The following is a 17,092-nucleotide window of genomic DNA, read 5'->3' on the forward strand; positions in this document are numbered from 1 at the left end:
GGGTAATTTTAGCACAAAAAATTTACAATAACTAAACTGCGTGAATAAAATATGAAATTATTTAATTTTTATCGAAAAAGATTGATTTTGCTTAAAAAATGGCAAATATGGACATTTTTTAACTTAAAATTTAATTATATATATCTGAAAGGTTATTTAATTAAATTTATGAAGTTAAAGAAGTTATTTTTACTTAAAACAGTTGCAATTGCATCAATTTTACCGGCAGGTGCATTGCTAGCTGCTTCATGTAAAGACACAACGACCAGAACCATAGTTAAACCTGTTGAAGGAGGTGAAACTAACCCTGGCGATAAATCTACTCCTACTCCAACTCCTGTTAAGTCTGCACAGGAAAGAAAAGTAGAAGAATTAGCAGCTAAAATTGAAGCTGCAACACCAGCTACTGCTGAAGAATATAACTCAGCATATACTGCATATAATGCAAAAATTGCTGAATATGCTAAAAAAATTGCTGATTTAAAGAAAAAAATTCAATCAGAAAAAGATCAAACAAAATTAACTGAATTAAAAGAGCAAAGAGAAGCTTTAGTTACAGAATCATCTGCAGCTTTAACTCCTTTAAGGGATGCAGTTAACAAGAAATACTTAGGTCTAAGAAAAACACAAAAAGACCAAGATGTTAAGTTAATTAAAGTGTTCCACACAAACGACGAACATGGTAGATTGTTATTCGATGATGGTAAATACAACAACTATTCAGGATTACAATCATTAGCTCAATTTATGTCAACTGTGGAAAGAGATTTCTACTTATCAGCAGGTGATATGATTCAAGGGTTGCCTTTAAATGACTCTGACAAAGGTCACACAATTGCTAAAGTTGCTAATGCTGCTGGGTATGACTCAGTTGCAATTGGTAACCATGAATTTGACTTTGGGTTAGAAAACATCTTATCAATTATCAAAGAAAACAAAGATATGCCATTTTTATCAGCTAACGTTAAATATAACGCTAAAGCTGTTGCTAAAGGTTTAAGACACAACGATGGAACACCAGTTAAAGAAGGTGACTTTGTGTTCCAACCATACTTAGAGTTCATGCTTCCAGGTGGTATTAAGGCTGCTGTAATTGGTATTACAACACCAGACACATCATTCACATCACACCCAATGAACTCAGTTAATGTAAACTTTATTGATCCAGTTCCAGCTGCTAATGAATTGGCAGGGAAACTAAAGGCTGATGGATACAACTTTGTTATCGCGATTACTCACCTAGGGGTTGGTAGACCAGAAAGTAAATGAGATTCAAGAACATTTAGAGATCAAGCAACAGACGTTGATTTAGTTTTAGATGGTCACTCACATACAAAAGTTGATAAAGAAAAAGCTCAAAACAAAAACGCTTACTTATCACAAACTGAAGCATATACAAAATATCTAAGTGAATTAGACATTATGTTTAATACAAAAACAGGTGAAATTGTAAGTATTGAGCAACAATTTAGAGATATTAACCAAATTGAAGTTGCAGGTGCAAAAACATCAACAAATGCAACAATTAACAAATTAATTGATGACTTAAAAGCAAAATTTGATTCAATCAACAAAGTTGTTGTATTCAACTCACCAATTAATTTTGTTCATGCAACAAGTGTTAATACTGCAGCAACAGGACAACCTGAAAACCTAGTATGAAAAGGTCGTGCACAACAAACAAACCTTGGACTATTTGGTGCAGATGCTATTGCTTGAACAACAGTTAAAGCTCAAGAAAGTATTCAAGCTGGTGAAAAAGTTCAACTTACTGAAGATAACTTAATTGGTTTATACAATGGTGGTGGTTTAAGAACAGACTTACCATCAGGTGATTTAACAAGAGAGCAATTATTAGGTGTTTCTCCATTCGGAAACAGATTATCAGTTGTTAAAGTTAAAGGTTCAGTATTACTTGAAGCCATTAAACACGGTGCTTCAAGAGTTGGATCAGGTGCTTTTGCACAATTCTCACACAACGTTAAATTAAATATTGTTTCATCTATTGGTGATAAAAACAAAAAAGTTTACTCAGCTGTAGAAGACTCAATAAAAATTAATGATAAAGCTATAAATCCTGAATCATTCTACTACATTGCAACAAATGATTACATCACAACAGGTGGTGATCAATATGAAATGTTAGCATATCAAAAACACCCTGATAAAGCAACATTATTCTATGAAGGTGAAGATTTATTGGAAACATTAATTGAGTACGGTAAATTAATTACAAAATCAGGATTTACTCCATCTGAAACAAATGCATTTGGTAAATTATCAATTGAGCATTATGGTAAAGAAGAATCAATTAAAAATATTACTGTAAATCATACACCGGCATCAGCAACAGAATCTACTAGAACAGAAGGTGGAAGCACAACTCCAGCAAACGGAAACAGCGAAACAACTAATGGGTCAACTTCAACTCCTGCTACAAACGGTGGTTCAACATCATCAACAGGATCTGAATCAAGCGCCAGCTCAGCAGCATCAACTTCTGGTGCACAAAGCGGTGAAGCCTCATCATCAACAACATCATCAGAAGCCACAGCATCAAACGGAACTACAACAGGTTCAGCATCTTAATAACTTGTTACAAAACAGCATTTTAATAGTGCTGTTTTTTGTATCTGAAAAAAATAAAAAAATATGATACACACGGCAAAGTTGTTGTATAATAGTTTTACTACTTACAATCATGCACTGATTGTTCATTAAATTTAATAAATTTTAAGAAAGGAAGCATAATATGCCAACAACTAATCAATTAGTTACAAATGGTCGTAGTTCAAAAATTAAAAAACAAAACGCTCCTGCGTTAAGTGTTAGCTACAACTCATTAATTAAAAAAGTTAAAAGAATGGCTTCTCCATTCAAACGTGGTGTATGTACTCGTGTTGCTACAATGACACCTAAAAAACCTAACTCAGCTTTACGTAAATATGCTCGTGTTAAGTTATCAAACGGAATGGAAGTTACAGCTTACATCCCAGGAGAAGGACACAACTTACAAGAACACTCAGTTGTTTTAATTCGTGGTGGACGTGTTAAAGACTTACCAGGGGTTAGATACCACATCGTTCGTGGAACACAAGATGCTGCTGGTGTTTCAAAACGTAACCAAGGTCGTAGTTTATACGGTGCTAAAAAAGCAAAATAATTTAATTTACAATAATACAATTTAATAATTTTATACTTCAAATAATATAAGGAGGACATTATGTCAAGAAAGAAAAGCGCGCCTATCCGTAAAGTGTTAGCTGATCCAGTTTTTAATTCTGTAATCGTTACAAAATTAATTAACCAAATTATGCTTGATGGTAAAAAATCTATCGCTCAAGACATTTTATATTCAGCATTCAAACTAATCGCTGATAAAACAAACAAAGATCCAATGGAAGTTTTCTTATTAGCAGTTGAAAATATTACACCTCAACTTGAAATTAGAACAAGAAGAATTGGTGGAACAAACTACCAAGTTCCTACAGAAGTTTCTCCACGTAGAAAACAAACATTAGCTTTAAGATGACTTGTTCAATACTCAAGATTAAGAAATGAAAAAACAATGGATGTTCGTTTAGCTAATGAAATTATCGACGCATCAAACAAAACAGGTGGAGCAATCAAAAAACGTGAGGATACACACAAAATGGCTGAAGCTAACCGTGCATTCGCTCACTTTAGATGATAATAGGTACTGAATATGGCTAGAGAATACGAATTAAAAGATTATAGAAATATCGGTATTATGGCTCACATCGATGCCGGAAAAACAACAACTACTGAAAGAATTCTATACCACACAGGTAAAATTCACAAAATTGGTGAAACACATGATGGTGCTTCACAAATGGACTGAATGGCACAAGAACAAGAACGTGGTATTACAATTACATCAGCTGCTACAACAGCTTTCTGAAAAGGTAAAAGAATTAACATTATCGATACACCAGGACACGTTGACTTCACAGTTGAAGTTGAGCGTTCATTACGTGTATTAGATGGTGCTGTTGCTGTTTTAGATGCTCAATCAGGAGTTGAACCTCAAACAGAAACAGTTTGAAGACAAGCAACAAACTATAAAGTTCCACGTATTGTTTACGTTAATAAAATGGATAAAGCTGGAGCAGACTTTGCTGCATCAGTTGCATCAGTTAAACAACGTTTAGGTGGAAATGCTGTTGCAATTCAATGACCAATCGGTGCAGAATCTGATTTCAAAGGAATCATTGACCTTGTAACAAGACAAGCAATTACATATAATGGTGAAGCTGCTGAAGAAGAATTCCCAACAGAAATTCCAGCAGACTTAGTTGATGTTGTTGAAATCAAACGTCAAGAATTATTAGAAGCAGTTGCTTCATTTGACGAAGAATTAATGATGGTTGTACTAGAAGGTGGAGAAGTTTCAGAAGAAAGATTTAAAGAAGCAATCAGAAAAGCTACTTTAACTTCAGAATTCTTCCCTGTTGTTTGTGGTACATCATTTAAAAATAAAGGTGTTAAGAAAATGATCGATGCTATTATTGATTATTTACCTTCACCACTTGATATTCCTGCTATTAAAGCTTTAGATGGAGACAAAGAAGTTTCAGTTGAAGCTACAGACGAAGGAAACTTTGCTGCTTTAGCATTCAAAGTTATGAATGACCCATTTGTTGGTTCATTAACATTCTTCAGAGTTTACCGTGGAGTTTTACAAAAAGGAAGCTACGTATATAACTCAACAAAAGAACAAAAAGAACGTATTGGACGTGTATTACAAATGCACGCTAACAACCGTGTAGAAATTGATGAATGTCGTGCAGGTGATATTGCTGCTGCTGTTGGATTAAAATATACAACAACAGGTGATACATTAATCGATGAAAAATCAGCAAAAATCGTTCTAGAAAAAATGGTTTTCCCAGAACCAGTTATTTCACAAGCTTTAGAACCAGAATCAAAAGCTGCTACAGAAAAATTATCATTAGGACTTCAAAAATTAGCTGCTGAAGACCCTACATTTAGAACATACACAGATGAAGAAACAGGACAAACAATTATTGCTGGAATGGGTGAATTACACCTTGACATTATTGTTGACCGTCTAAAACGTGAATTTGGTGTTGTTGCTAAAGTTGGTGCTCCTCAAGTTTCATACCGTGAAACAATTACACAAGCTGCTGAAGTTGAAGGAAAACACATTAAACAATCTGGTGGTAAAGGGCAATACGGACACGTATGAATTAACTTTGAACCAAACCCAGATGGTGGATTTGAATTCGTTGATAAAATTGTTGGTGGAAAAATTCCTAAAGAATACATTAAATCAATTCAAAAAGGTCTTGAAGAAAAAATGGCAGCTGGTATTTTAGCTGGATACCCAATGATTGACATTAAAGCTACATTATTTGATGGATCATACCACGATGTCGATTCATCTGAAATGGCCTACAAAATTGCTGCATCTAAAGCTTTAACAAAAGCTAAAGATAAATTAGGTACAGTGCTATTAGAACCAATCATGGATGTTTCAGTTGTTGTTCCTTCTGACCACATCGGGGATGTAATTGGTGATTTATCACGTCGTAGAGGATTAGTTAACGATCAAGAACAAAGAAATGATGGCGCTGTTATTGTTAAAGCTGCAGTTCCATTATCAGAAATGTTCGGATACTCAACAGAGTTAAGATCTATGACATCAGGACGTGGAACATACCAAATGCAATTTGATCACTATGACAAATGTCCTAAATCAATCGCAGACGAAATCATCAAACGTAGAAACATTCAAGATAAAGACGAAGATTAATAATATAAAAACTACTCTTTTGAGTAGTTTTTTCTATTTTAAAGAAACGGAAAAAACTAGCCAAAAAACTTTTTTAGTTCAATAATTAAATTTAATTATTTATTTAATGAAAGGAACAAAATGGCTAAAAACAAAAATCCAAACCAAATAAATGATTTACAACCTGAAAATATTAATGATAATCTTGACTTATCTCAAGTTGTAGACAAAATTATTGAAGAAAAAGAAAAACACTCAAATACTATAAAAGAGGCTATTAAAGAAATAGAAAAACGATTTGGATCTGAATCAATAATGTTTCTAAATAAAATACCAGACGCTAAAACAGAAACTATTCACAGTGGAAGTTATATGCTAGATAAAGCTTTAGGAATAAAAGGTTTTCCTAAAGGTAAAATTATTGAAATCTATGGACCAGAAAGTTGTGGTAAAACCACGCTTGCACTTCACACAATTGCAGAAGTACAAAAACAAGGTGGAGTAGCAGCGTTTGTTGATGCAGAACATTCAATCGATCCGGTTTATGCACAAAATATTGGAGTTGATGTCGATAAACTTATTTTATCTCAGCCAGACTCTGGTGAGCAAGCTTTAGATATTGTTGACATTTTATCTAAAACAGGAAAAATAGATTTAATAGTACTAGATTCAGTAGCAGCTTTAGTACCTGAAGCAGAGCTTAATGGTGAAATGACTGATCAACAAATTGGTGCACAAGCGCGCTTAATGTCTAAAGCTTTAAGAAAAATTACTGGACATTTAAATAAAAACAAAACAACTATTATATTTATTAATCAACTACGAGAAAAAGTGGGTGTTATTTTTGGTAATCCAGAAACCACACCCGGAGGAAGAGCGCTAAAATTTTACTCAAGTATAAGAATTGAAGTTCGAAAAGGACCGGCCATAGAAGAAAATAAAGACATAGTTGGCTCAGAAATAAAATTTAAAGTTGTTAAAAACAAATTAGCTGCTCCATATAAAACTGGTCAAAGCGAATTATTTTATTCAAAAGGCATTGATAAAATAGGAGAACTAATTGACTTAGGCACTGAAAAAGGCATTATAGATAAAAAAGGTGCTTGATACAGTCATGAAGGGTCTAATGTGGCTCAAGGTAAAAAGAAAATGAAAGAGTATTTACTTCAAAACAATAATTTAATGAATCAAATCTTATCCCTTCTTTAAGTCTATTTCTTATATTAATATGTAATTTTTAAATAAAAATTGTAAAATATTAACAATATGACAGCAAAAAATGAACAATTTATTAAATTACTATTTATTGGCGATATTTTTGGTGAACCAGGAATACTAACAGTCGAAAAACTCCTACCCAAATTAATTAAACAGTATTCAATTGATTTTACAATTGCGCAAGGAGAAAACATAACAGGTAGAAAAGGGTTAAATTTTCAAGACTACAATAGGTTAAAAAAAGTTGGGATCAATGTATTCACTATGGGAAATCATGTTTATGCGAATGCAGATATTTACAACTTCATAGATACAGAAGATGTCATTCGTCCATTTAATGTACCACTTGAACTGCCCGGTTTTGGTACTAGAGTATATAAAGTTAAAGATTTTAGTTTAAGAGTAACATCTTTAATGGGAATAGCTTTTAATGAACTGCTTCAACCATGACCTAATAAATCACCAGAGAATTTCTTTGATGCATTTGATGTTATTGAAAACAACATGGAACAAACAGATTTTCACTTTATAGATTTCCACGGAGAAACAACAAGTGAGAAAAATGTTTTTGGAATCTATGTTGATGGAAAAGTTGATGCAGTTTGTGGAACCCACACTCATGTACAAACTAATGATGCAAGATTATTACCAAATAATACTGCTTATGTTACTGATGCTGGAATGACTGGGCCTATGAATAGTGCTATTGGTGCTAATTATGACGAAGTTTATCAAAAGATGAGATTTGAAGCTATGTCAAAATTTAAAGTAAGCCCCAATCCAACTCAGTTTAATGCTGTCGTACTAGAATTACATAAAGATAAAACAAAAAACAAAATAGATCTAATTAAGATTGAAGATATAGATTATAAAAATTAAAAAATATAAACTAACCCCATTTAAGTGTGTTATAATATACAGGCTTACTTGATGTTAGTTTTTTATTTAACTAAAAAATATTCAAAAAAAATTAAAAAAAGTTTTTGGTTGGAATTTTTCATGCTATAATAATTAGGCTAACAAGCAAACAGAAGTTCTTTTAAAACTAGATATATAACAAAATACATGACAGTCAATTTTTTCGAGAGTTTGATCCTGGCTCAGGATGAACGCTGGCTGTGTGCCTAATACATGCATGTCGAGCGGAGTTCTTCGGAACTTAGCGGCGAATGGGTGAGTAACACGTACTTAACGTGCCTTTTAGACTGGAATAACACTGAGAAATTAGTGCTAATGCCGGATATTTATACAAATCGCATGATTTGTATATGAAAGAAGCCTCAAAGCTTCACTAAAAGATCGGGGTGCGTAACATTAGCTAGTTGGTGAGGTAACGGCCCACCAAGGCTATGATGTTTAGCGGGGTTGAGAGACCGAACCGCCACACTGGGACTGAGATACGGCCCAGACTCCTACGGGAGGCAGCAGTAGGGAATTTTCCACAATGGGCGAAAGCCTGATGGAGCGACACAGCGTGCAGGAAGACGGCCTTCGGGTTGTAAACTGCTGTTATTTAGGATGAAAAAACCTTGCAGGAAATGGCAAGGCCTTGACAGTACTAAATCAGAAAGCAACGGCTAACTATGTGCCAGCAGCCGCGGTAATACATAGGTTGCAAGCGTTATCCGGAATTATTGGGCGTAAAGCGTCTGTAGGTTGTGTGTTAAGTCTGGCGTCAAAACTTGGGGCTCAACCCCAAATCGCGTTGGATACTGGCACGCTAGAATTGTATAGAGGTTAACGGAATTCCTTGTGAAGCGGTGAAATGCGTAGATATAAGGAAGAACACCAACATGGCGAAGGCAGTTAACTGGGTACATATTGACACTGAGAGACGAAAGCGTGGGGAGCAAACAGGATTAGATACCCTGGTAGTCCACGCTGTAAACGATGATGATTAGCTGATAGGAACTATCGGCGCAGCTAACGCATTAAATCATCCGCCTGAGTAGTATGCTCGCAAGAGTGAAACTTAAAGGAATTGACGGGGATCCGCACAAGCGGTGGAGCATGTGGTTTAATTTGAAGATACGCGTAGAACCTTACCCACTCTTGACATCTTCTGCAAAGCTATAGAGATATAGTGGAGGTCAACAGAATGACAGATGGTGCATGGTTGTCGTCAGCTCGTGTCGTGAGATGTTCGGTTAAGTCCTGCAACGAGCGCAACCCTTATTCTTAGTTAAATCTTCTAGGGAGACTGCCCGGGTAACCGGGAGGAAGGTGGGGACGACGTCAAATCATCATGCCTCTTACGAGTGGGGCAACACACGTGCTACAATGGATGGTACAAAGAGAAGCAATACGGCGACGTGGAGCAAATCTCAAAAAACCATTCTCAGTTCGGATTGTAGTCTGCAACTCGACTACATGAAGTCGGAATCGCTAGTAATCGTAGATCAGCTACGCTACGGTGAATACGTTCTCGGGTCTTGTACACACCGCCCGTCACACCATGGGAGCTGGTAATGCCCGAAGTCGGTTTTGTTAACTACGGAAACAACTGCCTAAGGCAGGACTGGTGACTGGGGTGAAGTCGTAACAAGGTATCCCTACGAGAACGTGGGGATGGATTACCTCCTTTCTACGGAGTACATACGACAACAACTTTAGTTGTCAACATTACCTATTTCAAGACTATTTTTAAATATTATTAGTCATGTACATTGTTAATAGTCCAATGGTTATATATCTAGTTTTGAGAGGATTTCTCTCATATGTTCTTTGAAAACTGAATAGTAAAGATATTAATATAACAACGACATCAAAAATAAATTAGTCAATTTGTTTTGAACCGAGTTAATTATCTAATTAGATAATAATTTATTAAAATGTCTTTGAATACATCAATAAACGATAGGTAAATATTGTTATTAAACTTTTAAATAAGTAAGAGTTTGTGGTGGATGCCTTGGGTCTGGAAGTCGATGAAGGACGTGATTACCTGCGATAAGCCTCGTGGAGCTGGATATAAGCTACGAAGCGGGGATTTCCGAATGGGGAAACCTAACTAGTGTAATGACTAGTTGCTATGGAATGAATACATAGTTCCATTTGCGAGACACGTTGTGAACTGAAACATCTTAGTAGCAACAGGAAGAGAAAATAAAAATGATTTCATCAGTAGCGGCGAGCGAACGTGAATGAGCCCAAACCAATATTTTATATTGGGGTTGTAGGACTGTTATAAATGAGTTAGAAATTTTTGCTATAGTAGAATAGCTTGGAAAAGCTAGGCATAGAGGGTGAAACCCCCGTATACGAAATGGCAAAAACTCAAACAGTATCCTGAGTAGGTCGGGGCACGTGAAACCCTGTCTGAATCTGCCGGGACCATCCGGTAAGGCTAAATACTAACCAGACACCGATAGTGAACTAGTACCGTGAGGGAAAGGTGAAAAGAACCCCGGGAGGGGAGTGAAATAGAATCTGAAACCACTTACTTACAAGTAGTCAGAGGCCGTTAATGGCTGATGGCGTACATCTTGCAGTATGGACCGGCGAGTTATGTTAACATGCAAGGTTAAGCAGAGAAAAAGCGGAGCCGAAGAGAAATCGAGTCTGAATAGGGCGCTTAGTATGTTGACATATACCCGAAACCATGTGATCTATTCATGAGCAGGCTGAAGCTTGGTTAACCCCAAGTGGAGGGCCGAACCGTAGTACGCTAAAAAGTGCCCGGATGACTTGTGAATAGCGGAGAAATTCCAATCGAACTTGGAGATAGCTGGTTCTCCTCGAAATAGCTTTAGGGCTAGCGTGTGATGTTAAGCTTTGATGGTAGAGCACTGAATATGGAATGGCCGCGCCTAGCGGTACTGACTATAATCAAACTCCGAATATCATTGTGTATTATCATGCAGTCGGAACCGGGGTGCTAACGTCCCGGCTCGCGAGGGCAACAACCCAGATCGTCGGCTAAGGTCCCAAAATTGTGTTAAGTCAGAAAGGTTGTGAGTTTTCATAAACAACTAGGAGGTTGGCTTAGAAGCAGCCATCCTTTAAAGAGTGCGTAATAGCTCACTAGTCAAGAGAACTTGCGCCAATAATGTAACGGGAGTCAAACACAATACCGAAGCCACGGGTACATTTAGTACGTTAGAGGAGCGTTCTTATCGCATTGAAGTCAGACCGTGAGGACTGGTGGAGCGTTAAGAAGTGAGAATGCCGGTATGAGTAACGATTTGAGGTGAGAATCCTCAACGCCTATTGGGAAAGGTTTCCTGGGGAAGGTTCGTCCACCCAGGGTTAGTCAGGACCTAAGGAGAGGCTGAAAAGCGTATCCGATGGACAACAGGTTAATATTCCTGTACCACCTGAAATTAGTGATGGAGTAACGGAGAAGGATAGCACTACCTATTATTGGATTTAGGGGTAAGTAGCGACTGGTGAGTTTAGTTAAATGCGGACTCTAAAACCGGAATCTACGATGCATAAGCATTTTGCTGAATTGTGTGATTTCATGCTTCCTAGAAAAGCTTCTAAACGTTTTAACATTTCAGGTGCCTGTACCGAGAACGGACACACGTTCCCAAGATGAGTATTCTAAGGCGAGCGAGAAAACCAATGTTAAGGAACTCTGCAAATTAACCCCGTAAGTTCGCAAGAAGGGGTGCCAACTTAAGTTGGCCACAGTAAATTGTGAGGGGCAACTGTTTATCAAAAACACAGCTCTCTGCTAAATCGCAAGATGATGTATAGGGGGTGAAGCCTGCCCAGTGCCCGAAGGTTAAGCGGATGTGTTAGTTTTACACGAAGCATTGAAGTGAAGCCCGGGTGAACGGCGGCCGTAACTATAACGGTCCTAAGGTAGCGAAATTCCTTGTCGGCTAAATACTGACCTGCACGAAAGGCGCAATGATCTCTCAACTGTCTCAACATTGGACTCGGTGAAATTATGGTCCCAGTGAAAACGCTGGGTACCCGCATCAAGACGAAAAGACCCCATGGAGCTTTACTACAACTTCGTATTGGAACTTGGCCTAACATGTGTAGGATAGGTGGGAGACTGTGAGACTAAGGCGCTAGCCTTAGAGGAGTCGACCTTGAAATACCACCCTTGGTATGTTGAGTTTCTAACCTGCCACCGTTATCCGGTGGGGAGACAGTGCGTGGTGGGTAGTTTGACTGGGGCGGTCGCCTCCTAAAAAGTAACGGAGGCGTTCAAAGGTACACTCAATACGGTCAGAAACCGTATGTAGAGCGCAAAGGTAGAAGTGTGCTTGACTGCGAGACCTACAAGTCGAGCAGGTGCGAAAGCAGGACTTAGTGATCCGGCTGTACGTCATGGAACGGCAGTCGCTCAACGGATAAAAGTTACCCTGGGGATAACAGGCTTATCTTGCCCAAGAGATCACATCGACGGCAAGGTTTGGCACCTCGATGTCGGCTCATCGCATCCTGGAGCTGGAGTCGGTTCCAAGGGTTTGGCTGTTCGCCAATTAAAGCGGTACGCGAGCTGGGTTCAGAACGTCGTGAGACAGTTCGGTCCCTATCTGATGTGGGCGTTGGAATATTGATGAGAGCTGCTCTTAGTACGAGAGGACCGGAGTGGACGTACCGCTGGTGTTCCAGTTGTCTCGCCAGAGGCATAGCTGGGTAGCTAAGTACGGAAGGGATAACCGCTGAAAGCATCTAAGTGGGAAGCCTCCTCAAAGATAAGTATTCCCTTGAAATTCCTTGTAGACTACGAGGTTGATAGGATGGAAGTGTAAGTGTAGTAATACATTCAGCTGACCATTACTAATAAATTGATAGGTTTAAAGGTTTAAAATGTATTCAACGACATTTTAGTAGATTATTATTACTATTCAGTTTTCAAAGAACATTATTTGGATCTTTGTAAAATATTGTATAATTTCTGTAATTAAAATTGGAGAAGTAGCTCAGCTTGGTAGAGCACTACATTTGGGCTGTAGTGGTCGCAGGTTCAAATCCTGTCTTCTTCACCATTTATATGGGGGGTTAGCTCATTTGGCTAGAGCGCCTGCCTTGCACGCAGGAGGTGGTGGGTTCGAATCCCATACTCTCCACCATATATGGCACTGTAGCTCAGTTGGTTAGAGCATCCGGTTCATACCCGGAAGGTCAAGAGTTCGAATCTCTTCGGTGCTACCAAAACACATAACTACTGGTCGTGGTCATTGGACCTATAGCTCAACGGTTAGAGCAACCGGCTCATAACCGGTTGGTTACAGGTTCGAATCCTGTTGGGTCCACCAATGGGTGATTACCCAAGTCTGGCTGAAGGGACTAGTCTTGAAAACTAGCAGGGGCTTCACGGCCCGCGGGGGTTCGAATCCCTCATCACCCGCCAAAAATTATTCAGTAGTTATTATATATAGCAGAGTGGAGCAGTGGTAGCTCGTCGGGCTCATAACCCGAAGGTCGAAAGTTCAATTCTTTCCTCTGCAACCAAATGGTCCAGTGGTAAAGTGGTTTAATACGCCTCCCTGTCACGGAGGAGATCGCGGGTTCGATCCCCGTCTGGACCGCCATTAATGGCCCTGTAGCTCAGTTGGTAGAGCAACAGATTGAAGCTCTGTGTGTCGCTGGTTCGATTCCTGCCGGGGCCACCAAAATCCTCTATTTTGTTAGTTAAACTAGTTAACAAAATAGAGGATTTTTTATATAATTTTATAAAGCTTTTTCTTTTAAATAACGGAGGATAAAATGGATTATAAAAAAACTTTAAATATGCCTGAAACTAATTTCGATATGAAGGCTAATTTAACGACAAAAGAACCATTGTTTAGACAAATGTGGTTAGACAAAGAGGTGTACAAAAATATATTAAAGCTTCGTAAACACGGACCTAAATTTATTCTTCACGACGGTCCGCCTTATGCTAATGGTGATTTACACGTAGGACATGCTTTAAATAAAATATTAAAGGACATTGTTGTTAGATATAAAACCATGTCAGGTTTTTATTCACCTTTTAAAGCAGGTTGAGACACACATGGATTACCAATCGAACATAGAATGCTTACTGAAATGCAAATTGATAAAAGTGAACTAGATCCTGTTATTTTAAGAAAAAAAGCAGCTGAATATGCACTAAGTCAAGTAAAAAAACAAAAAGAACAATTTAAAAGTTTACAATTACTATCAGACTTAGAAGATATCTATGTAACTTTAGATAAAAAATATGAAACAAAACAATTAGAAGTGTTTAAAAAAATGGTGTTTGATGGTTTGGTTTATAAAGGTCTTAAACCTGTATATTGATCACCAACATCACAAAGTGCTTTAGCTGAAGCTGAAGTAGAATATCAAGACATTAAAAGCCCTGCTGTTTATGTAAGATGCAAAGTTAAAGATGCTACTAGCAACTTTATTTCATCAGGTGATTATTTGGTTATATGAACAACAACACCTTGAACTTTAATTGCCAACGCAGGAATTGCATATGGTGAAAATATAGAGTATTCAAAAGTTTTAATTAATAATGAATACTACATAATTGCGACTGAACTATTAGGAAACTTTATTACCAAATTAAAATCACCAGATTATCAAGTTGTTTCAACATTTAATGGTTCACATTTTGGTGAATTAACTTATACAAGCCCTGTTAACTTGAATATCAATCCTGTTGTACCAGGTCATCATGTAACAAGTGAAGCAGGTACAGGTTTAGTTCATATTGCACCTTTATTTGGTGAAGATGACTTTTTAATTGGACAAAAATTTAATTTAAACAAACTAATGCACGTTGCTGATGATGGAACTATTGAAAATAGTAATACACAATTTGATGGAATGTTTTATTTAGATTCAAACAAAGCAATTTCAGAATTTTTAGGTTCAGAAGTAGTTGCTTTTGAATGAATCAAGCATGCTTATCCACACGATTGAAGAACACATAAACCTATTATTTTTAGAGGAACACCGCAATGATTTGTTTCAATTGATAAAATTAGACAACAAATTTTAAATCAGATTGAAAACAATGTTAACACATATCCTGACTGAGCTAAAAAACGTTTAGCGCAAATGATTTCAAACCGTGCAGATTGAACGATTTCAAGACAACGTACTTGAGGTGTGCCAATCATCATTTTCTATGATCAAGATAAAAATCCTGTTTTAGATCCTGAATTATTTGATCACGTAATAAATTTAGTTTCAGAACATGGAACAGATATTTGATGAGAAAAAACAACTGATGAATTATTGGTACCTAAATATCAAAATAAAGGTTTCACTCGTGAAATGGACATTATGGATGTTTGATTTGATTCAGGAGTTTCATCAATTGCTGTTAATATTGACTCTGAGCTAGAATCTCCATATGATTTATACCTTGAAGGAATTGATCAATACCGTGGATGATTTAACTCATCAATCATTAGTTCAGTAGCATATAAAGGCTTAAGTCCTTACAAAAACATAGTTTCTCACGGATTTGTTTTAGACGGAAAAGGTGAAAAAATGTCTAAATCAAAAGGAAACATAATCTCACCTTTAGATGTAGTTAAAGAACGTGGTGCTGATATTTTACGTCTATGAGTAGCTAATTCAGAATATTCAAATGATGTTAATATTTCGAAAGAAATCTTAGACCAAAATGCTGAGATCTATCGTAAAATCCGAAATACAATTAAATTCCTGCTTGGTAATTTAAATAATTATCAATATCAACAAACTGAATTAACCGGTATACATGAACTAATTAATCAACAGTTAATTTCATTAAAACATGAAGTTTATAAAGCATATGATGAATTTAAATTTATTAATGTAATTAAGTTGCTAAATAACTATATAGTTGATTTATCAGGATTCTACTTATCAATTACAAAAGATATTTTATATGTAAGAAAAATTAATGATCCTGAAAGATTAATGGTTTTATATAACATATATAACATTTTAGATTTCTTAATTCTAGCTTTAGCACCAATTTTACCAACAACAGCAGAAGAAGCATATTCACACTTTAATAAAGTTGAAAAATTAGATTCAGTATTTTATGAAACATTTAACAAAGACATTCCAGAAGTAAATCAATCAATAATTGATTCATTTAATGAATTCTTTGAACTAAAAGACACTGTAAATGCCCTAATTGACGCAGAAATTAAAAAAGGTACTTTTAAACGTTCTAATGAAGCAATTGTTTATATTCCATTAAGTGAAGCAATGCAACAATTAGATTTAAAAACATTATTAATGGTTGGAAAAATTGAAAATTCTCAACAAACATCAGTTGCTAAATTTGAATCTGTAAAATGCCCTAGATGTTGAAATCACTTTGAAGAATCATCTATCCAACAAGAGCTTTGTCCAGTTTGTTATGATGTAATCATTAATAACTAAGGTTAATTATGAAAGATAAATTAAAAACTAAAATAACACAACATTGACAGTGAATTAAAGAAAACCGTAAAAAAATATTAATCAGCTACTTAATTTTATTTTCAGTGTTTATTGCAATGTTTACAATTGACCAATTAACTAAGTACTTGCTATTTGAACATGGTGACGTTTTTAATGCCAACAGCCAAGGTCAAGTTAACGTTGGTGGCAGATGAGTTGATGCTAAAAGCATTTATCCAGTCAATTCAGCTGACTGAAAAAATTATGGCATAATAGGTGTTAGAAGCGTTTGACATAAAGGTGTTACTTTCCTAGATACTAATAACATAGGATTAATTCAAGCAATTAGTTTTATTATTGCACTTTGTGTTATCTTTATTCCTTTATTTGCTAAAGAACATAGTTATTACTATAGTTTTGGACTGGGTTTTTTACTAGCCGGTGATTTAGGTAATGCAACTGACAGAATTGCTTTTTTAGGGCATGTCAAGGATGAATTTTACTTACCTTGATATGATACTGGAACATTTAACTTTGCTGATATTTGCATCTTTATAGGTATTATTTACCTAATTATTTTCATGGTAGTAATGGCAATAATTGAATGAAAAAAAGAAGCAGTTGAAGAGAATGAAATAGATAAATTAGCAGAAGAAGCAACAAATAAAGGTGATACACCTGACATGTCTTATTTAAATAAATTTGATGAAGACGATAAATAATCATAAATCTAGCTAGCTTTAGCTAGATTTTTATACAACCTGAAAATATTTT

Annotated in this window: 8 protein-coding genes, 8 tRNA genes and 2 rRNA genes; all 18 read left to right on the plus strand. The window is 36.2% G+C overall.

Going from position 1 to position 17,092, the window contains the following annotated elements:
* Positions 1–168 precede the first annotated feature (168 nt).
* The gene (locus FG904_RS03125) at positions 169–2,589 is read left to right on the plus strand and encodes a bifunctional metallophosphatase/5'-nucleotidase (protein ID WP_158290334.1); all 2,421 of its coding nucleotides are present in this window, start codon (positions 169–171) and stop codon (positions 2,587–2,589) included.
* Between the two features lie 163 nt (positions 2,590–2,752).
* Entirely contained in the window at positions 2,753–3,163 is a 411-nt protein-coding gene (rpsL, locus tag FG904_RS03130; protein WP_139592457.1) for a 30S ribosomal protein S12, read from the plus strand.
* 60 nt (positions 3,164–3,223) lie between these two features.
* Complete coding sequence (gene rpsG / locus FG904_RS03135) at positions 3,224–3,694, plus strand: 30S ribosomal protein S7 (protein WP_139592458.1); 471 nt, start codon at positions 3,224–3,226, stop codon at positions 3,692–3,694.
* Positions 3,695–3,706: 12 nt separating this feature from the next.
* Complete coding sequence (gene fusA, locus FG904_RS03140; protein ID WP_139592459.1) at positions 3,707–5,797, plus strand: elongation factor G; 2,091 nt, start codon at positions 3,707–3,709, stop codon at positions 5,795–5,797.
* Between the two features lie 120 nt (positions 5,798–5,917).
* Complete coding sequence (gene recA / locus FG904_RS03145) at positions 5,918–6,985, plus strand: recombinase RecA (protein ID WP_139592460.1); 1,068 nt, start codon at positions 5,918–5,920, stop codon at positions 6,983–6,985.
* A gap of 57 nt (positions 6,986–7,042) precedes the next feature.
* Positions 7,043–7,873 (plus strand): TIGR00282 family metallophosphoesterase, encoded by an 831-nt coding sequence (locus tag FG904_RS03150; RefSeq protein ID WP_139592461.1) that lies wholly within the window; start codon positions 7,043–7,045, stop codon positions 7,871–7,873.
* A 198-nt stretch (positions 7,874–8,071) separates the two neighbouring features.
* Positions 8,072–9,578: ribosomal RNA gene (locus FG904_RS03155) — 16S ribosomal RNA — on the plus strand.
* Positions 9,579–9,873: 295 nt separating this feature from the next.
* Positions 9,874–12,761: ribosomal RNA gene (locus FG904_RS03160) — 23S ribosomal RNA — on the plus strand.
* The 16S and 23S rRNA genes sit together here with 8 tRNA genes alongside, the layout of an rRNA operon.
* Before the next feature lie 107 nt (positions 12,762–12,868).
* Positions 12,869–12,945, plus strand: a tRNA-Pro gene (locus FG904_RS03165).
* 7 nt (positions 12,946–12,952) lie between these two features.
* Positions 12,953–13,029 (plus strand) — tRNA-Ala (locus FG904_RS03170).
* Positions 13,030–13,034: 5 nt separating this feature from the next.
* A tRNA-Met gene (locus FG904_RS03175) sits at positions 13,035–13,111 on the plus strand.
* 28 nt (positions 13,112–13,139) lie between these two features.
* Positions 13,140–13,215: transfer RNA gene (locus FG904_RS03180), tRNA-Ile, on the plus strand.
* Between the two features lie 2 nt (positions 13,216–13,217).
* Positions 13,218–13,310, plus strand: a tRNA-Ser gene (locus FG904_RS03185).
* A gap of 26 nt (positions 13,311–13,336) precedes the next feature.
* Positions 13,337–13,411, plus strand: a tRNA-Met gene (locus FG904_RS03190).
* Between the two features lie 3 nt (positions 13,412–13,414).
* A tRNA-Asp gene (locus FG904_RS03195) sits at positions 13,415–13,491 on the plus strand.
* A 5-nt stretch (positions 13,492–13,496) separates the two neighbouring features.
* A tRNA-Phe gene (locus tag FG904_RS03200) sits at positions 13,497–13,572 on the plus strand.
* A gap of 94 nt (positions 13,573–13,666) precedes the next feature.
* On the plus strand, positions 13,667–16,318 hold the full coding sequence (ileS, locus tag FG904_RS03205) for an isoleucine--tRNA ligase (RefSeq protein ID WP_139592462.1): 2,652 nt from the start codon (positions 13,667–13,669) through the stop codon (positions 16,316–16,318).
* 8 nt (positions 16,319–16,326) lie between these two features.
* Positions 16,327–17,040: a signal peptidase II gene (locus FG904_RS03210; protein ID WP_139592463.1), complete on the plus strand. Its 714-nt coding sequence runs from the start codon at positions 16,327–16,329 to the stop codon at positions 17,038–17,040.
* Positions 17,041–17,092: the final 52 nt, after the last annotated feature.

This window comes from Mycoplasma nasistruthionis (genome assembly GCF_006228185.1).
In the GTDB taxonomy this organism is placed as follows: Bacteria; Bacillota_I; Bacilli_A; order Mycoplasmatales; family Metamycoplasmataceae; genus Mycoplasmopsis; species Mycoplasmopsis nasistruthionis.